The sequence below is a fragment of the Billgrantia sulfidoxydans genome (assembly GCF_017868775.1).
Lineage (GTDB): Bacteria > Pseudomonadota > Gammaproteobacteria > Pseudomonadales > Halomonadaceae > Halomonas > Halomonas sulfidoxydans.
In genome coordinates this window covers 2,664,193-2,681,081 of sequence record NZ_CP053381.1, presented here as the reverse complement: position 1 = coordinate 2,681,081, position 16,889 = coordinate 2,664,193, and the positions used below count along the sequence as shown (strand labels likewise).

Annotated in this window: 18 protein-coding genes; 8 read left to right on the top strand and 10 right to left on the bottom strand. The window is 65.6% G+C overall.

The window, feature by feature from the left end:
• Positions 1–16 precede the first annotated feature (16 nt).
• The 8 genes from flgE (at position 17) to flgL (ending at position 8,974) form a co-directional block, all read left to right on the top strand.
• Entirely contained in the window at positions 17–1,282 is a 1,266-nt protein-coding gene (gene flgE, locus HNO51_RS12350; protein ID WP_197447659.1) for a flagellar hook protein FlgE, read from the top strand.
• Between the two features lie 31 nt (positions 1,283–1,313).
• Positions 1,314–2,069, top strand: a complete 756-nt coding sequence (locus tag HNO51_RS12345) for a flagellar basal body rod protein FlgF (RefSeq protein ID WP_197447658.1) — start codon at positions 1,314–1,316, stop codon at positions 2,067–2,069.
• 46 nt (positions 2,070–2,115) lie between these two features.
• Positions 2,116–2,898, top strand: coding sequence for a flagellar basal-body rod protein FlgG (gene flgG, locus HNO51_RS12340; protein ID WP_197447657.1), 783 nt, complete (start codon positions 2,116–2,118; stop codon positions 2,896–2,898).
• A gap of 117 nt (positions 2,899–3,015) precedes the next feature.
• Positions 3,016–3,648 carry a flagellar basal body L-ring protein FlgH gene (locus tag HNO51_RS12335; protein ID WP_422674268.1) on the top strand — a complete coding sequence of 211 codons (633 nt, stop codon included), beginning with the start codon at positions 3,016–3,018 and terminating at the stop codon, positions 3,646–3,648.
• A gap of 63 nt (positions 3,649–3,711) precedes the next feature.
• Positions 3,712–4,809, top strand: coding sequence for a flagellar basal body P-ring protein FlgI (locus tag HNO51_RS12330; RefSeq protein ID WP_234283542.1), 1,098 nt, complete (start codon positions 3,712–3,714; stop codon positions 4,807–4,809).
• Positions 4,809–5,945, top strand: coding sequence for a flagellar assembly peptidoglycan hydrolase FlgJ (gene flgJ, locus HNO51_RS12325; RefSeq protein ID WP_197447655.1), 1,137 nt, complete (start codon positions 4,809–4,811; stop codon positions 5,943–5,945). The genes HNO51_RS12330 and flgJ overlap by 1 nt, the downstream gene beginning before the upstream one ends.
• 72 nt (positions 5,946–6,017) lie before the next feature.
• Positions 6,018–7,691 (top strand): flagellar hook-associated protein FlgK, encoded by a 1,674-nt coding sequence (gene flgK / locus HNO51_RS12320; RefSeq protein ID WP_197447654.1) that lies wholly within the window; start codon positions 6,018–6,020, stop codon positions 7,689–7,691.
• A 20-nt stretch (positions 7,692–7,711) separates the two neighbouring features.
• The gene (flgL, locus tag HNO51_RS12315; RefSeq protein ID WP_197447653.1) at positions 7,712–8,974 is read left to right on the top strand and encodes a flagellar hook-associated protein FlgL; all 1,263 of its coding nucleotides are present in this window, start codon (positions 7,712–7,714) and stop codon (positions 8,972–8,974) included.
• 218 nt (positions 8,975–9,192) lie between these two features.
• On the opposite strand, the gene fliR is transcribed toward flgL, so the two are convergent.
• The 10 genes from fliR to fliI form a co-directional block, all read right to left on the bottom strand.
• Positions 9,193–9,984 (bottom strand): flagellar biosynthetic protein FliR, encoded by a 792-nt coding sequence (gene fliR, locus HNO51_RS12310; RefSeq protein ID WP_197447652.1) that lies wholly within the window; start codon positions 9,982–9,984, stop codon positions 9,193–9,195.
• 7 nt (positions 9,985–9,991) lie between these two features.
• Positions 9,992–10,261, bottom strand: a complete 270-nt coding sequence (fliQ, locus tag HNO51_RS12305; RefSeq protein WP_197447651.1) for a flagellar biosynthesis protein FliQ — start codon at positions 10,259–10,261, stop codon at positions 9,992–9,994.
• A gap of 62 nt (positions 10,262–10,323) precedes the next feature.
• Entirely contained in the window at positions 10,324–11,085 is a 762-nt protein-coding gene (gene fliP, locus HNO51_RS12300) for a flagellar type III secretion system pore protein FliP (protein ID WP_234283462.1), read from the bottom strand.
• Positions 11,082–11,519 (bottom strand): flagellar biosynthetic protein FliO, encoded by a 438-nt coding sequence (gene fliO / locus HNO51_RS12295; protein ID WP_197447650.1) that lies wholly within the window; start codon positions 11,517–11,519, stop codon positions 11,082–11,084. The genes fliP and fliO overlap by 4 nt, the downstream gene beginning before the upstream one ends.
• On the bottom strand, positions 11,516–12,088 hold the full coding sequence (fliN, locus tag HNO51_RS12290; protein WP_197447649.1) for a flagellar motor switch protein FliN: 573 nt from the start codon (positions 12,086–12,088) through the stop codon (positions 11,516–11,518). Before fliN ends, fliO begins: the two co-directional genes overlap by 4 nt.
• Positions 12,081–13,127 (bottom strand): flagellar motor switch protein FliM, encoded by a 1,047-nt coding sequence (gene fliM / locus HNO51_RS12285; RefSeq protein WP_197447648.1) that lies wholly within the window; start codon positions 13,125–13,127, stop codon positions 12,081–12,083. Before fliM ends, fliN begins: the two co-directional genes overlap by 8 nt.
• Before the next feature lie 18 nt (positions 13,128–13,145).
• A complete protein-coding gene (fliL, locus tag HNO51_RS12280) occupies positions 13,146–13,619 on the bottom strand; it encodes a flagellar basal body-associated protein FliL (protein WP_197447647.1) in 474 nt (157 codons plus the stop codon).
• 111 nt (positions 13,620–13,730) lie between these two features.
• Positions 13,731–15,005 (bottom strand): flagellar hook-length control protein FliK, encoded by a 1,275-nt coding sequence (locus tag HNO51_RS12275; RefSeq protein WP_209537563.1) that lies wholly within the window; start codon positions 15,003–15,005, stop codon positions 13,731–13,733.
• A 19-nt stretch (positions 15,006–15,024) separates the two neighbouring features.
• Entirely contained in the window at positions 15,025–15,480 is a 456-nt protein-coding gene (gene fliJ, locus HNO51_RS12270; protein WP_197447645.1) for a flagellar export protein FliJ, read from the bottom strand.
• Complete coding sequence (fliI, locus tag HNO51_RS12265) at positions 15,477–16,877, bottom strand: flagellar protein export ATPase FliI (RefSeq protein ID WP_276571202.1); 1,401 nt, start codon at positions 16,875–16,877, stop codon at positions 15,477–15,479. The genes fliJ and fliI overlap by 4 nt, the downstream gene beginning before the upstream one ends.
• Positions 16,878–16,889 lie beyond the last annotated feature (12 nt).

Here is a 16,889-nt window from a genome sequence, read left to right as displayed (position 1 = left end):
GCAGAGGAACGAAGCAATGAGTTTTTCACAAGCATTGAGCGGCCTGAATTCCCAGTCGCAGAAGCTGGGCACCATCGGCAACAACATTGCCAACTCCCAGACCGTGGGGTTCAAGGGCTCCAACGTCCAGTTCTCCGACGTGTTCGCCAACTCCAAGGTCGGCCTGGGAACGCGGGTGTCGGCCGTGCTGCAGAACTTCAGCGAGGGTAACGTCGAATCGACCAACCGCAACCTGGACCTGGCGGTAGCCGGCGAAGGCTTCTTCCGCTACATGGATACCAGCGGCGAGGTGGTCTATTCGCGCAACGGTCAGCTCTCCATGACCTCAGACGGAAACCTGATCAATGCTCAGGGCTTCCAGATCATGGGCTATGGCCTCAACGCCGCCGGCCAGGTACAGGTGGGCGGCCAGCCGCAGCCGCTGAACGTTTCTGCCGAAGAGCTGGATGCCAGCGCCACCACGCGCGTCGGTACCACGCTCAACCTGGATGCGCGCAAGGTGATCGGCGACGACCTTAGTACGGTGGAAGCGGTTGATTCGACGGGCAACCCGGCCATGATCGACTACCACTACTCCAATAACTTCACCGTTTACGACTCGCTCGGCAACCCGCGTAACATCACTGTCTACTACGAGAAGACCGCGGCCAACGACTGGACGGCGAGAATGACGCTCGACGGTACCACGTTGGACGATGGTGCCGGCAACGTGACGGAATTTTCCGTCCAGTTCGACAATAACGGCAAGCTGATCAATGGTGCGGGAAGCGTCAATGCCAATGGCGCCATCGCGGGTGTCTCGTTCGCCGCCAACGACTACCTTGGCGGCGAGCCGGAGGATCTCACCTTCGACCTCAACCTGGCCGGCACCACCCAGTTCGGCAACACCTCTACCGTCAGCAGCCTGACCCAGAATGGCTACACCTCGGGCACCCTGGTGGGTATCACCATCAATGAAGACGGCACCATCATGCGCAACTACTCCAACGAGCAGTCGCGCCCCGCCGGTCAGGTCGCCCTGGTCAGCTTCCGTAACCCCGAAGGCTTGACGCCCGCCGGCGACAACGTCTGGCGCGCTTCCAACGAATCGGGCCAGGAACTGGTCGGCGCGCCGGGTAGCGGCCTGCTGGGCAGCATCGTTTCCGGGGCGGTCGAGACGTCCAACGTCGACATGGCGCGTGAACTGGTCAGCATGATCGTGGCGCAGCGGGCCTACCAGGCCAACTCGCAGACGATCAAGACCCAGGACGAGCTCCTGCAGACTGCGATCAACCTGCGCTAAGCGCTGATTCGAGCGTCAAGGGAGCGAAATCGTGGACCGTATCCTCTATACCGCCATGAGCGGGGCCAAGCAGAGCATGGATCAGCAGGCGGTGGTCAGCCACAACCTGTCCAACGTCTCGACCAGCGGCTTCCGCGCCCAACTGCATGCCATGCGTGCCGTGCCGGTTCAGGGCGACGGCGTGTTGCCGACCCGCGTATCGGTCGCGGCGACCACGCCGGGCAGCGATTTCAGCCAGGGGCCGATCACCCAAACGGGGCGCGAGCTGGATGTGGCGCTGGAAGGTGATGCCTGGCTCGCCGTGCAGGCCGACGACGGCAGCGAAGCCTATACCCGCCGCGGCGACTTGCAAGTGGATGGCAACGGTCTGGTCACCGTGGTGGGGCGGCCGGTGATCGGCGAGGGCGGTCCCCTCATCGTGCCGTTGGGCTCGAGCGTCACCATCGGTGCCGACGGGACCCTCAGCGCCATCGGTGAGGGAGAAGGCCCCGAGGCACTGGTCGACGTAGGTCGGTTGAAGCTGGTCACGCCGCAGCAGAGCCTGCAGCGCGGCGATGATGGCCTGTTCCGCGTGCCGCCGAATGCGGAGGGCGAGGTCGCCGCGCTGGAGGCCGACGAGGAAGCGCGGCTTGCCAGTGGTGCGCTGGAAGGCAGCAACGTCAGCGCCGTGGAGGCGATGGTCGCCATGATCGACGTGGCCAAGCGCTACGAAATGCAGATGAAGGCGATCAAGACCGCTGACGAGAATGCCCAGCGGGCCAACAATCTGCTCTCTATACAAGGCTGATGGCTCGCTCACGAGCCGACGGCGCGCAGGGTAAAGGAAAAGTCTCATGATCAAGTCACTGTGGACGGCCAAGACCGGCCTGGAATCCCAGCAGGTCAAGCTGGACGTCATCTCCAACAACCTGGCCAACGTCAGCACCAACGGCTTCAAGCGCTCGCGGGCGGTGTTCGAGGACCTGCTCTACCAGAACCTGCGCCAGCCCGGTGCACAAAACGACGTACAGAACCGCCTGCCTTCGGGAATGCAGGTCGGTACCGGTGTGCGTCCGGTGGCCACCGAGCGCCTGCACAGCCAGGGCGGGCTCGAGCAGACCGAAAATTCGCGTGACCTGGCGATCAACGGCAACGGTTTCTTCCAGGTGCTGATGCCGGATGGCTCCACGGCCTATACCCGCGACGGCAGCTTCCAGCTCAACGAGAACGGACAGATGGTCAACGCCAACGGCTATCCGCTCGAGCCGGCCATCATCATTCCCGACAACGCCCTGTCGATCTCCATCGGCGAGGACGGCATCGTCTCGGTGACCCAGCCGGGCGTGAACCAGGCGCTGGAGGTGGGCCAGATCACCATTTCGACGTTCGTCAATGCGACGGGGCTCGAGAGCATCGGCGGCAACCTTTATCGCGAAACCACTTCGTCGGGCCCGCGCAACGAGGCCATGCCGGGGATGAACGGTGCCGGCAGGCTGTTCCAAGGCTACGTGGAGACCTCCAACGTCAATGTGGTGGAGGAGATGGTCAGCATGATCCAGACCCAGCGGGCCTACGAGATCAACAGCCGTGCCGTGCAGACCAGCGACGAGATGCTGGCCCGCCTGAGCCAGCTCTGATCGACGATCAACGGCACATCCTGGGCTGAAGCGTTCGGCCGGAAGCGAGCAAGAATGAAAGGTACGGGTACTAGTTCGATGGCGGGTAGAGTGATCACGGCGGTTATCGCCATCATCATGCTGGCCCTGGGCGGATGTGCCCAGGTGCCGCGTGCCTCGGTGGTCGGCGAGCAGGAGCAGATCAATATCGTCGAGCCGCCGCCGCGCTTGGCCAATGGTTCCATCTACCAGGCGCATCGCGGGGTCCAGCCGCTGTTCGAGGATCGCCGACCGCGCATGGTGGGCGACATCCTGACCATCGTGCTCGACGAGCAGGTCAGCGCAAGCAAGAACTCGCGCTCCAACATGGATCGCAGCGGCTCGGCCGGTCTTGACCTGGCCGAGCTGCCCGATGCGCTGGAGCGCCTGGCCGAGTACGGCTTCGACCTCTCCGGCGAGAGCGATTTCTCCGGCGGCGGCGGCTCCCAGGCCAACAACAGCTTCACCGGCACCATCACCGTCTCGGTGCTCGAGGTGATGCACAACGGCAACCTGCGGGTGCGCGGCGAGAAGCAGATCGCCATCAACCAGGGGGTCGAGTTCATTCGCTTCTCCGGGGTGGTCAATCCGCGCACCATCACCGGCCAGAACACCGTGCCCTCGACCGCCGTGGCCGACGCCCGTATCGAATATGTGGGCAACGGCTACATCAACGAGGCGCAGTACATGGGCTGGATGCAGCGCTTCTTCCTCAACATCTCGCCTTTCTGAGCGACCGCGAGCGAGGCGACCATGACAACTCTCACGATGTCCAAGCCATACCGTTCTCCTCCGATGGCGGCGAAACTCCTGCTTCTGGCATGGCTCCTCCTGCTGGCGCTGCCGGTACAGGCCGAGCGCATCCGGGAGATCGCCAGTTTCGCTGGCGTGCGTGACAACCAGCTGGTGGGCTATGGCTTGGTGGTCGGCCTCGACGGGACCGGTGACCAGACCATGCAGGCCCCCTTCACCGGGCAGAGCCTGACCAACATGCTGTCGCAACTCGGCATCACGGTGCCGCCCGGCACCAACATGCAGCTGCGCAACGTTGCCGCGGTGATGGTGACGGCCGATTTGCCGCCTTTCTCGCGTCCCGGGCAGCGGCTGGATGTCAACGTCTCGTCGATCGGAAACGCGCGCAGCCTGCGTGGCGGCACGCTGCTGATGACCCCGCTGAAGGGCGCCGACGGCGATACCTACGCCATCGCTCAGGGCAACCTCCTGGTTGGTGGAGCTGGGGCGGCGGCGGGAGGCGCCTCGGTTCAGGTCAATCAGCTGGCTGGCGGGCGCATTGCCGGCGGCGCCATGGTGGAGCGTGAAGTCCCGCTCGATCTCGGGAGCAATGGCGGGCTGCTCGAGCTGGAATTGAAGGAGTCCGATTTCGGCACCGTGCAGCGCGTGGTCAACGCCATCAACGACGAATTCGGCCGGCCGGTGGCGGCAGCAATGAACGGCCGCGTCATCGCCCTCGACGGGCCGATGAATGCCAATTCTCGGGTCAATTTCATGGCCCAGGTGGAGAATATCCAGGTCACGCCCACGGAGGCGGCGGCCAAGGTGGTGTTCAACGCCCGCACCGGCTCGGTGGTCATGAACAGTGCGGTCAAGCTGCATCGTGCCGCGGTGGCTCATGGCAATCTCTCGATCGTGATCGATCCGCGCTTCATGGTCAGCCAGCCGGCGCCCTTCGGCGAAGGGGAAACGGTGGTGGTGCCCGATACCGAGATCGAGGTTCAGGAGCAGGATGCCTATCTGCGCGTGGTCGAAGGGGCCGACCTGGTCGACGTGGTCAATGCGCTCAACGCGCTCGGCGCCACGCCCACCGACCTGATGGCCATTCTCGAGGCGCTCAAGGCATCCGGTTCGCTGCGTGCCGAGCTGGAGATCCTCTGATGAGCATTCAGGACGCCACCGGCCAGTTCGCCCTCGACGTACAGGGGCTCGAGCGGCTCAAGCACACCGCGCGTCAGGATAGCGCGGCAGGCCTGCGCGGTGCCGCACAGCAGTTCGAGGCACTGTTCCTGCAGATGATGCTCAAGAGCATGCGCGACACCATTCCTGACGGTGGCCTGCTCGACAGCCAGCAGGGCGAGTTCTACCAGTCGATGCTCGACCAGCAGTGGGCCCAGACCATGGCCGGACGCGGCATCGGCCTGGCCGACCATCTCGTCGCCCAGCTTGAAGGCCAGTTGGGTGCCTCGTCGTCCCGCTCGGGCGTGGCCGACCGCGAACTGGGCGAATTGATTGCCGGGATACCGCGCGGCACGCCCAGGGTGCTTCAGGATGCCCTGCAACCGGCAGGCGAAGAGGCAATAGCCCCGCAGGATGAGGGCAAGGCGACGGGGGCGGCGCGAGAAGAGCGTGCGGCCAGCCTGCCGGCAACCTTCCTCGAGGAGCTCGAAGCGGTGCGCGGGGGCTTCATGTCGGCCCTTGATGCCACGCTGCCGGCCCCGAGCCGCGCCGCCGGCGAGCCAGGAAGCGCCGGCACGGCTGCCGGCGAGGCGCTCCGCTCAGCCCCGAGCGACGGTCAGGGGGGCGAGCATGTGCAACGCTTCATGCAGCGCCTCTCGGCACCCGCCCAGGCGGCAAGCCGCCAGACCGGGGTGCCGGCCGAGCTGATCCTGGCTCAGGCGGCACTGGAGACCGGCTGGGGGCGCCACGAGATCGCCACGGCCGATGGCGGCAACAGCTACAACCTGTTCGGCATCAAGGCGGGGCGCAACTGGCAGGGGCGTACCACTGACGTCACCACCCATGAATACATCAACGGGCGGCGCACGCGAGTGGTCGACACCTTCCGTGCCTACGACTCCTTCGAGCAGGCCTTCACCGACTATGCGCGGCTGATCGGCAACAACCCCCGCTATGCAGCGGTCACCACCGCCGGCAGCGCCGAGCAGGCCGCTCGCGCCCTCCAGGCGGGCGGCTACGCCACCGACCCGGCCTACGCCGACAAGCTGATCGCGGTGATGAACTCCATGGGGCCGGTGCAGCAGCGTGGCGACTCGCTGGTCTTCTTCAGCTACTGATTTGCGTCTCGGCGCCTAAAGGTTCGCGGACCCGGGCCGATATAACGGGCATTGGCGAAAGGAAACGACACCATGAGCACCATTTTTTCCGTCGGCCTGAGCGGCCTGAATGCCGCCCAGAACGCGCTGAACACCACCAGCAACAACATCAGCAACGTCTATACCCCCGGCTACAACCGGGAACTGACGATCCTGGGGCAGAGCCGTGCCGACGCCGGCGTGCAGGTCAACGACATCCAGCGCCAGTTCAACCAGTACGTCGCCTCGCAGCTCAACGCAGCAACCAGCTCCTCCAGCGCGCTGTCGACCTACGAGAACCAGATCAGCCAGATCGACAACCTGCTGGCCGACCGGGAGGCGGGTCTGGCACCGCTGATGCAGAGCTTCTTCTCGTCGTTGGAAGACCTCGCCGGTGCACCTTCCGACCCGGCGGCGCGCCAGGGCGTGCTTGGCACCGCCGACACCATGACCGCCCAGTTCCGCGCCTTCGACGGTTACCTGCAGGACATGCAGGAGGGCATCAACGGCCAGATCGAGGATGAAGTCACCCAGATCAACAACGCCACCGAGCAGCTCGCCACGCTCAACCGCGAGATCGCCCTGGCCCGTGCGCGCAGCGGCGAGGCCCCCAACAGCCTGCTCAACCAGCGCGACCAGTTGGTGGCCGAGCTCAGCGAGCGCATGAACCTGCGCCTGGATATCCAGGATGGCAAGAGCTACAACATCAGCCTGCCCAACGGGCAGCCACTGGTTTCCGGCACCAACCACTATCGCCTGGAGGCGATGGATGCCCCCAACGACCCGCAGCGTACCGTGCTGGGCTATCGCGACTCCGGTGGCAACCTGATAGCGCTACCGGAAAATACCATCCAGGGCGGGGCCCTGGGCGGCCTGATGACCTTCCGTGCCGAGACCCTGGACAAGACCCAGAGCCAGATCGGCCAATTGGCCGTATCGCTGACGGTGGGTTTCAACGAACAGCATCGCCAAGGGATGGATCTCAACGGCGATCCGGGCGGGGATTTCTTCACCATCGGTCAGCCTCAGGCCTACTCCTACCCGCGCAACACCAGCGGCGAGGACGTGCTGACGGCCAGCTTCGATACGGACAATATCGACAGGCTGCGCGCCACTGACTATACGGTGCGCTTCGGTACCCCGGGCGATCCCCCCCAGGTGATTCGCAAGGACAATGGCCAGGCGGTACCGGCCGACGAAATCACCTGGGACGACGGGACCTCGACGCTGGGCTTCGGAGGCGTGACGTTGCAGTTCAGCGGTACGCCTGCCAATGGCGATCGCTACGAGGTTCAACCGGTGCGGCGTGCCGCAGCCGCCTTCGAGTCGCAGGTTTCCGACCTGGACAAGATTGCCGCGGCCCAGCCGCTCAACCCGACGGACGATCCGGCCGACTGGATCATGTCCGGTACCGGTGACAACCGTAATGCCCTGGCCCTGCAGAACCTGCAGAGCGAGGCGCTGGTGGCCGGGCGCTCGTCGTTCAGCCAGGCCTACGCCGGCATGGTCAGCGACGTGGGCAATCGAGCCAACATCGTCAAGGTCAACCTCGACGCCCGCCAGGGGCTCACCGACCAGCTCAAGGCGGTGCAGCAGTCAGAATCCGGCGTCAACCTGGACGAGGAAGCGGCCAACCTGATTCGCTACCAGCAGTTCTATATGGCCAACGCCAGGGTCATCGATACCGCTTCCACGGTATTCGACACCATCCTCGGCTTGCGTAACTGATCACCAGGGAGTCTCGTACGATGCGTATCAGCACCGTGACCATGTTCGATCAGAGCGTGGCATCCATGAATCGTCAGCAGAGCGACTTCCTCAAGGTCGGCCAGCAGATTGCCAGCGGGCGCCGCGTCGTGAACCCCTCCGACGATCCCCAGGCGGCCTCGAGGGCGGTCGGCGTCTCCCAGGCCATGGCGGTGAGCCAGCAGTTCGCCGATGCGCGCGTATCGGCGCGCAACTCGCTGGCCCAGGCCGAGAGCGTACTTAACAGTGTCAGCGATGCCATCACCAGCGCCAAGACGCTGCTGGTGCAGGCGTCTAGCGACACCCTGAACGATGCGGATCGCCAGTCGGTGGCCTCGGAGCTGCGCGGCATCTACGAGACGCTGATCGGCCAGGCCAATGCCAGCGACGGTAACGGACGCTACCTGTTCGGCGGCTATCAGGATTCGAGCCCCCCCTTCGTACGCAGTGCTGACGGCGTGTCCTATGTCGGCGACGACAATGCCCGGGCGCAGCGTGTCGATGCCTCGCGCGAGATGCCGGTGTCGGACAGTGGCGCGCGCATCTTCAACAGCGTCGCGAGTGGTGCCGGTTACCTGTCCGAGGCCGGGACGCTGGATGCGGACGGTACGCTTACCGGCAGCAACGGAGGCAACGTGCGCTTCTCCGGTCCGCAGGTCGTGAACAACGCGGACCCGAACCATGGCCGTGCGTTTCGCGTCGACTTCACCAGCGATGGCGTAACGCATACCTATACCGTGAAGATGCAGGACGATAACGGCGACTGGGTCGATACGGCACCGGCCCTGAACGACGAGCCCTACGACCCTGCCGGCCAGACGGTCGAAGTGGGCGGCTTGAGGCTCGAGCTGCAGGGAACTCCCCAAGATGGGGATGGGGTCAAGTTTGCCACCGCAGACGAGATGAACCATGACCTCTTCAAGACCCTGGAGAAGGCACTCGGTGTGCTCGAGAACCCGGCCGGCACCCCGACCGAGAAAGCCGAGCTGGCCAATACGCTGCGTACCACCATGCGGGAGCTCGACAACGGTCTCGACAACGTGCTCACCGTGCGCGCCTCCATGGGGGCGCGTCTCAACGAGCTGGACGTGATCGAGGCCGTCGGCGGCAACCGCATGAACAACTACGAGCAGACCCTCTCCGACCTGGTCGACCTCGACTACAGCGAGGCGATTTCCGAGTACAGCCTGCGTCAGGTCGGGCTGCAGGCGGCGCAGAAGGCCTTCGTCGACGTCAAGGGCCTGTCGCTGTTCAATTATCTCTGAGGCCCGAGGCTGCGCGGCAATTCGCTCGTGCAGCCAGCATCTCCCTAAGCGGCGTCCAAAAGCTGGCGGACGAGGCTTTACGCTTCCCTGCAGACCTTGTCGGTGCAAACCCATGGGGTCTCTTTTCGCCGCTCCGGTTCGCCGGGGCGGTTTTTTTTGTTCAGGGGGTGGGGCGGGTTTCGCCTGGCAGGCGTTCAGGCGTTCAGGCGTTCAGGCGTTCAGGCGAGTGGCGCCATCGCGTCGATGAGCGAGTAGAGGAACTGGATGCCGTGGCTGAACAGCCCCTGGAGGAAGCGCGACATATCGGTCATCAATACCATCAGCAGTACCAGGCCGATAGTCAGCATCATGGGGAAGCCGATGTTGAACACGGTGAGCTGAGGGGCCGAGCGGTTGAGGATGCCCATGGCCAAATTGATGATCAGCAGCGAGCCCACCAGCGGCAATGCCAGCGACATGCCCGCCACGAAGATGGTGCCGCCGTAGCGCACCAGCATCTCGAAGGCGGCGGGGTTGAACGAACCGATGCCGACGGGCAGGCCGTGGAAGCTGGAGACCAGCGCTTCGAGCACCAGCAGGTGCCCGCCCAGGGCGAGAAACAGCAGCAGCGTGATCATGTAGAACACCCGCGAGAGGATCATGGTGTTGGTGCCGCTGCCGGCATCGAAGAACGTGGCGAAGGCCAGGCCCATCTTCAGGCCGATGAACTCGCCGGCAGCCTGCACCACGGCGAAGGTCACATGCATCACCACGCCGATGGCAATGCCGATCAGCATCTGTTCCACCATCAGCCCGAGGCCCGCCCAGGAGACGATCGGCACGTCGGGCATGGGGGGCAGCACCGGCGCGACGACCACCGTGACCAGGAACGCCAGGCCGATCTTGGCCTGGCGCGGGACACTGGAGTGGCCCCACAGCGGGGCAGCCGAGAAGAAGGCCAGGATCCGCACGAAGGGCCACAGCAGGATGACGAGCCAGCCGTGCAGCTGGGCGAAAGTCACCTCGACCATGCGTGACTCACATCAGCATGCTGGGGATGCTGGTGAAGAGGTTGCGCGTGAAGTCGACGATCAGGCCGATCAGCCAGGGGCCGGCCAGCACCAGCACGCTGAAGACGCCAAGGATCTTGGGGATGAAGGAGAGGGTCATCTCGTTGATCTGGGTCGCGGCCTGGAACAGGCTCACGATCAGGCCGGTCAGCAGCGCGGTGATCAGCAGCGGGCCGGCCAGGAACAGCGTGACGCGCATGCCCTGGTAGGCAATGCTCATGACCATTTCCGGTGTCATTTGGACTCCTCGCCGAGGCTGGCTCGGCCCTGTTTCGCGTAGGCCCGGATCAATGCCCGGGCCTAGATGAAGAAGCTTTCGGACAGCGAGCCGATGATCAGCTGCCAGCCATCCACCAGCACGAACAGCATCAGCTTGAACGGCAGCGAGATCGTCGCCGGGGGCACCATCATCATGCCCAGCGACATCAGCGTACTGGCCACCACCAGGTCGATGATCAGGAACGGGATGAAGATGGTGAAGCCGATCTGGAACGCTGTCTTCAGCTCGCTGGTGACGAAGGACGGCACCAGGATCCGCAGCGGCACGTCTTCCGGGCCCTGCATGGGGCCGACCTCGGCCAGGCGGGCGAACAGCGCCAGGTCGGGCTCACGGGTCTGGGCCAGCATGAACTCGCGGAAGGGCTGCTGGGCCAGCTGCAGGAACTCGTCGAAGTTGATCTCATCGGCAGTCAGCGGCACCCAGGCCGTTTCGTAGACCAGGCCGATGACCGGCGACATCACGAAGAAGGTCAGGAACAGGGCCAGGCCCAGCAGCACCTGATTGGGCGGCGTGGCCTGGGTGCCGATGGCGGTGCGCAGCAGGCTGAGCACGATGATGATCCGGGTGAAGCTGGTCATCATCAGCAGCGCCGCCGGCAGGAAGGCCAGCGAGCTCAGCAATAGCAGGGTTTGCAGCTGGATCGACCACTGCTGGCCACCGTCTTCGAGGGGCTGGCTGATGATTCCGGGAATCTGCTGGGCCTGCGCACCGAGCGGCAACAGGGTGAGGATCAGCGCGACGGCCAGGGCGAGCCGGTGCAGCGAGCGAGGAGAGCCGATCATGCATCTCCTCGCCCGCGGCCGCCCAGGCCGGCGTTGTGCTTGAGTGCGCGTGCAAAGCGAGCGGCGAAGCGCTCCCCCTCGGGCATCGGGTGCGAGCCATTTCCGGCGGGCCGGGCGGGAGCCGCGAGCTCATGCAGTTTGTTGATCTGGCCACCGCCGACACCGAGTACCAGCCAGGTACCTTCGACCTCGACGATCACCACTCGCTCGCGGTTGCCCAGGGCGGCGCTGCCGATGACCTGCAGATGGCCGCCCGCCGCGCGCTTCTGGGGATTCCAGCGACGCAGCAGCGCCGTGCAGATGAAAATGATGGCAATGACCAGCGCCAGGGCGGCGGCAGTCTTGCCGAGGGTGGCCATGCCCACCAGGGCATCGCCACCGACGGCCAGGGACTCGAGCCCCGAGGCGGTCTCGGAAGAGGCGGTGTTGCTCATCGGTTGAGTTTCTGTACCCGCTCGGAGGGGGTGATGATCTCGGTGATGCGGATGCCGTACTTGTCGTCGACCACGACGACCTCGCCCTGGGCGATCAGATAGCCATTGATCAGGATGTCCATCGGTTCGCCGGCCAGGCCGTCGAGTTCGACGACGGAGCCCTGGGTCAGCTCCAGCAACTGCTTGATGGTCAGCTTGGTGCGGCCCAGCTCCACGGTCAGCTTGACCGGAATATCCATGATCATTTCGAGGTCGCGGGCGGCACCGCCTTCCTTGCCCTTGTCGAGCGGGCGGAACACCCGGTCGCCGGCCGACTGAGGGGCGGCGGCAGGCGCGCTGGCCGACGCCGGGGCCTCGTCGGCCGCGGCATCGGCCGCTTCCTGCTCGGCCAGGGCTTCCGCCCAGGGATCGTCCTCGGCGCCGGCCGCAGACTCGGCCGCTTGCTGCTCGGCCATGGCTTCGGCCCAGGGGTCGTCGTCGGCCGCGGGCTCGTTTCCTTCCTGCTCGGACATCGCGGAGGCCCAGTCGTCGTCGGAAACGTTCTGATCGGGTTTCTTGGGATCAGTCATGCTTGAAGTCCTTGGCTTGAGGCGCTGCGCCCTTGATGAAAGCGTCCTTTGACGCCGGGTTCTGTGCACCATGATCGATGATGCGGATGACACGCAGCGCGCGTTGCTCGTGCTGGCTACCGTAGTCGCACTCCATCACCGGCACGCCGTCGACGCTGGCGGTGACCGTCTCGGGCAGCTCGAGAGGGAGGACGTCGCCCACCTTGAGCGCCATGACATGGGCGATGCGGGTGGGGACATCGGCAAAGTTGGCGATCAGCTCCACCTCGGAGCGACGCAGCTCGCCGGCCATGCGCTTGGTCCAGGAGCCATCCTGGTCGTGGTGGCCGTCGCTGAGCGGGTTGGCCAGCAGGTCGCGCAGGGGTTCGACCATCAGGTAAGGGATGCAGATCTGGAAGCTGCTGGAGAGATTGCCGACTTCGATGTTGAAGTTCGTGTTCACCACGATCTCGTTGGGCGAGTTGGTGATGTTGGCGAACTTCGACTGCATCTCCGAGCGCAGGTAGCTGATCTGCAGCGGGTAGACCGACTTCCACGACTCTTCGTAGGCGTCGATGGCCAGCTGCAGCAGGCGCTGGATGATGCGCTGCTCGGTGTTGGTGAACTCGCGCCCTTCGGACTTGGTCAGGAAGCGCCCGTCGCCGCCGAACAGGTTGTCCACCACCATGAACACCAGGTTGGGCGGAAACACGATCAGCGCCGACCCACGCAGCGGCTTCATGCCGATGATGTTGATATTGGTCGGTACCGGCACGTTGCGGGAGAACTCGCTGTAGCTCAGATAGCGTACCGAATCGACGGTGATATCGGCGCTACGCCGCAGCAGGTTGAACAGCCCCATGCGGAAGTGCCGCGCGAAGCGTTCGTTGATGATATCCAGCGCCTGCAGGCGCTCGCGAATCACGCGGTGCTGGGTCGCCGGGTCATAAGGACGTACGCGGGAGTCGCCGTCGCTGCGCGCAACGGGCTCGTCATCGCCGCTGACGCCCTTGAGCAGGGCGTCGATTTCATCCTGTGACAGCAGATCGTCTTGGGACATGGTGGCCAGGGCACCCGTTTATTGCACGATGAACTCGGTGAACAGCACGTCCTGGATCTCGAGGGACGGCTGGGGTTCGGTCAGCGGCTCCGAGAGCACGGCGATGACCTCCTCGCTCAGGCGGCGCTTGCCGTCCGGCGTGGTCAGTTCGCTCGCCTGCTTGCCGGAAAACAGCATCAGCAGCCGGCTGCGTACCTGTGGCATGTGCTCGATCAGGATCTCGCGGGTCTCGTCCGCGCCGACCTTGAGCGAGATGCCGGTGTAGAGCAGGCGCGAGCCGAAGTTGTCGTCGGCGAGATTGACCGTGAAGGGGTCGATCTTGACGAAGATCGGTGCCTGCCGCTCGATCTGCTGCGTCTGGAGGCTGGCATCGCCTTCATTACGATCGTTCATGACCATGTAGATGGCCGCCCCGGCCGCCGCCGTGGAGAGCAGTACCAGCAGTATCATCAACCACAGGAGCTTGGAGGAGCCACCCGTCGATTTCGCCATTGCCTTGCCTTTGTCAATGTGGGTCTAGCCGTTGAGGAGAGTATGCCGAAGGTGCGCGACCCCTGATGACAGGAACAGGCCGCGCGAAAGGGCCTATCTTGGCTTTTTGTCTCAAGCGTAGAGGTTCACCCGGCCATCCAGCGGGAGCGTGATGGAGGAGGGGGACACGCCCGGCTCATCGCCATCCGGCAGTGCCAGCCCGTCTTCGCCCCGGGTTGCTCCCCCCTGGCCACGCTGACCGTCACGGCCCGCGAACGCCTGGGCGTCCTGTTTGCGCTGCTCGCCAACGGAGGTCTCGCCGAGGCTGATGCCCTGCTCGGCCAGTGCCTCACGGAGCTGTGGAATGGCCTGTTCGAGGACCTGGCGTACCTGGGCATGGGCGGACAGGAACTGCGCCTGGGCCCCCTGCTCGGTCATTTTCAGGGTCACCGTGAGCGGCCCGAGCTCGGCGGGATTCAAGCGCATCTCGACCTGCTGTTCACCGCCCTGGCGGGCGAACTGCACCAGCTGTTGCCCCAGTTGGCTGGGCCAGGCCGGACTCTGGAGTGGAGCGGCAAGGCTGGCCTGGGCGACCGGGACCGGGGGCGGGGCGGGCTGAGCCGATGCATGGGCGGGTGCCGTGGGGCCGGTGGTGGCCTGTGTCATGGTGGCGGCATCCGGTATGAAGCCGCCACGCGGTGTCTCGGCGGTGGTGGCTCGCAGCTCGGCGGTAGGCTGAGGCGCAGGTGCCTTGGCCAAGGCATTGGCGAAGTCGGCCGGCCGAGCCGACGCCGCAGCACCATCTCCCGCTTCCGCGGCGGCGGCTGCCGAGGCTGCTAGCGACGCCGTCAGCGGGTGGCCGGCGGCAGCGGCAGCCGGCTGGCCGGGCTGTGCGGCGCGTTCACCCGGTAAATTCATGCCCGGAGAGGCTGCCGTACCAGGGCGCTGTGTCTCGGTGACGGCAGCCGTCATCAGGGCCGCAGCCTGGGGGTGTTCGGCGAGCTCGACGCTCATCTCGTCAACGGGGCGTGCCGTTTGCTGGTCGGCCGGCAGCGCTGCATCGGGCAGGGCCGGCGCCTGGCTGCTGCCTTCGATCAGCGCGAGCCGCGCCATGATCTCGCGCAGCTCCGCATCGGGCAGGGCTGATTCGGCCTCGCCGTCGAGTCGCTGCCCGGCGTGGCCGTTCAGGGCCTGGAGCAGCGCCTGCTGAGCGGCCATGGTCGGCGGCGGTAACCCCTCTGTCGGCATGGCGCTCAGTTGGGCGGCAAACGTGACGTTGCCCGCCTGGTCGGGAGTGGCCGTGGCAGCCTGGCTGAGTGCCAGGGCGAACTGGCCCTGGCCGGCGCCGGTGTCCGGCTTGCCGGAGAGCGGCGTCGGCAAGGCGGACAGGATCATCTGGATATTCATGGTTGTCTCCTTGACCGGATCAGGATGCGTATCCGGCGCGCTGGCGCAGTAGCCGTCCGGCTGCCATCTCGTCGCTGGTGCGTTGTTCGCGGCGCTCCTCCTGACGCTGCCGCTCGACGTCACGGCGCGACACCAGGGTATCGAAGGCCGAGAGTCGCTGCTGTTCCTGTCGCCACTGTTGCTGGCTCTGCTGAACGCGTTGCTGCTGGGCATCGAGCGCCTGCCTGGCCCGCTGCAGGGCGGCATCCAGCGAAGCCAGGAACTGCTGGTAGTTGTGCATGCTGGCCGGGTCGATACCTTCCCGCATGGCCTGCTGCAGGCGCTCGGCATATTCGAGCCGATAGCGACTGAGCGACTCCAGTTGGGAAGCCACCTGGCGCTCGCTCTGTCGCTCGCCGGCCAGCAGTCGGCCGGCCTGATCGCGGGCATCCCGCGCCAGGTCGCTCAGCATGGCGAGTTGAGACGGTGCACTCATTGCTTGACTCCTAGGGTCTCAGCAAGAACCTGTCGGGAAGCCTCGATCGAAGCATTCTCATTGATGCCCTGCTGGAGGAAGTGTTCCAGCTGCGGGTAGCGCTGGACGGCTTCGTCCAGCTGAGGGTCGTGCCCCGGGCTGTAGGCGCCCACGCTGATCAGGTCGCGGTTGCGCTGGTAGCGCGAGAAGAGTCGCTTGAACGCCTGGGTCATGCCCAGTTGCCGTTCGTCGATGATGTGGGTCATCACGCGGCTGATCGAGGCCTCGATGTCGATGGCCGGGTAGTGGCCGGCTTCGGCCAGGGCCCGCGACAGGACGATGTGGCCGTCGAGGATCGCGCGTGCCGAGTCGGCGATGGGGTCCTGCTGGTCGTCGCCTTCGGTCAGCACGGTATAGAAGGCAGTGATCGAGCCGCGGCCGCGCTCGGCATTGCCGGCGCGCTCCACCAGGCTGGGGAGCTTGGCGAACACCGAGGGCGGATAACCCTTGGTCGCCGGCGGTTCGCCGATGGCGAGGGCGATTTCGCGCTGGGCCATGGCGAAGCGGGTCAGTGAATCCATGATCAGCAGCACGTTCTTGCCCTGATCGCGGAATCCCTCGGCCAGGCGCGTGGCATAGGCGGCGCCCTGCAGCCGTTGCAGCGGCGAGGTGTCGGCAGGAGCTGCCACCACCACGGCGCGGCGGCGCCCCTCCTGGCCGAGGATGTTGTCGATGAAGTCCTGTACCTCGCGACCGCGCTCGCCGATTAGCCCGACCACGATGACGTCGGCGCCGGTATAGCGGGCCATCATGCCGAGCAGCACCGACTTGCCCACACCGGAGCCGGCGAACAGGCCCATGCGCTGCCCGCGACCGACGCTGAGCAGGGCGTTGATGGCCCGGATACCGACGTCGATCTGCTCGTCGATCGGGGCGCGCCTGAGCGGGTTGAGCGGTGGCGTGCTGAGCGGCGCGCGCGGGGCGTCGTCCAGCGGCCCGAGGCCATCGAGCGGCTCGCCGTTGCCGTCGACGACGCGGCCCAGCAGCGACTCGCCGAGAGGGAAGCGGCGAGCGGCATGATCCGGGCCGTCGCCGAGCGGGTACACCCGGGCGCCGGGCATCAGGCCGGAGATCTCGGTGAGCGGCATCAGCAGAAGGCGTTCGCCGTTGAAGCCGACCACTTCGGCCTCGGCGAACTGCGGCGCTTCGTTGCCGCCGGGGGAGAGCAGTTCGATGCGGCAGGCATTGCCGAGCGCCACACGCAGGCCGACGGCCTCGATCACCATGCCGGTGGCGCGCAGGACACGCCCGCTGGTGCGGTAGCCGGGTACCGTCTCCACACGCTCGCGAACGTGCCGCAGCGCCTGCTGCCAGCGCATCCGGTGCGCATTGGGTGTCGATACCGCTGCTTCGGTCATGGGCGCATCTCG

Bases quoted from the DNA above. Each gene is read 5' to 3' on its own strand.
- fliO (WP_197447650.1), bottom strand. From the start codon at position 11,519: ATGAGCAACACCGCCTCTTCCGAGACCGCCTCGGGGCTCGAGTCCCTG.
- flgL (WP_197447653.1), top strand. From the start codon at position 7,712: ATGCGTATCAGCACCGTGACCATGTTCGATCAGAGCGTGGCATCCATG.
- fliR (WP_197447652.1), bottom strand. From the start codon at position 9,984: ATGGTCGAGGTGACTTTCGCCCAGCTGCACGGCTGGCTCGTCATCCTG.
- flgE (WP_197447659.1), top strand. From the start codon at position 17: ATGAGTTTTTCACAAGCATTGAGCGGCCTGAATTCCCAGTCGCAGAAG.
- flgJ (WP_197447655.1), top strand. From the start codon at position 4,809: ATGAGCATTCAGGACGCCACCGGCCAGTTCGCCCTCGACGTACAGGGG.
- fliL (WP_197447647.1), bottom strand. From the start codon at position 13,619: ATGGCGAAATCGACGGGTGGCTCCTCCAAGCTCCTGTGGTTGATGATA.
- fliQ (WP_197447651.1), bottom strand. From the start codon at position 10,261: ATGACACCGGAAATGGTCATGAGCATTGCCTACCAGGGCATGCGCGTC.
- HNO51_RS12330 (WP_234283542.1), top strand. From the start codon at position 3,712: ATGGCGGCGAAACTCCTGCTTCTGGCATGGCTCCTCCTGCTGGCGCTG.
- HNO51_RS12335 (WP_422674268.1), top strand. From the start codon at position 3,016: ATGCTGGCCCTGGGCGGATGTGCCCAGGTGCCGCGTGCCTCGGTGGTC.
- fliM (WP_197447648.1), bottom strand. From the start codon at position 13,127: ATGTCCCAAGACGATCTGCTGTCACAGGATGAAATCGACGCCCTGCTC.
- fliP (WP_234283462.1), bottom strand. From the start codon at position 11,085: ATGATCGGCTCTCCTCGCTCGCTGCACCGGCTCGCCCTGGCCGTCGCG.
- fliN (WP_197447649.1), bottom strand. From the start codon at position 12,088: ATGACTGATCCCAAGAAACCCGATCAGAACGTTTCCGACGACGACTGG.
- HNO51_RS12275 (WP_209537563.1), bottom strand. From the start codon at position 15,005: ATGAATATCCAGATGATCCTGTCCGCCTTGCCGACGCCGCTCTCCGGC.
- fliI (WP_276571202.1), bottom strand. From the start codon at position 16,877: ATGACCGAAGCAGCGGTATCGACACCCAATGCGCACCGGATGCGCTGG.
- fliJ (WP_197447645.1), bottom strand. From the start codon at position 15,480: ATGAGTGCACCGTCTCAACTCGCCATGCTGAGCGACCTGGCGCGGGAT.
- flgG (WP_197447657.1), top strand. From the start codon at position 2,116: ATGATCAAGTCACTGTGGACGGCCAAGACCGGCCTGGAATCCCAGCAG.
- flgK (WP_197447654.1), top strand. From the start codon at position 6,018: ATGAGCACCATTTTTTCCGTCGGCCTGAGCGGCCTGAATGCCGCCCAG.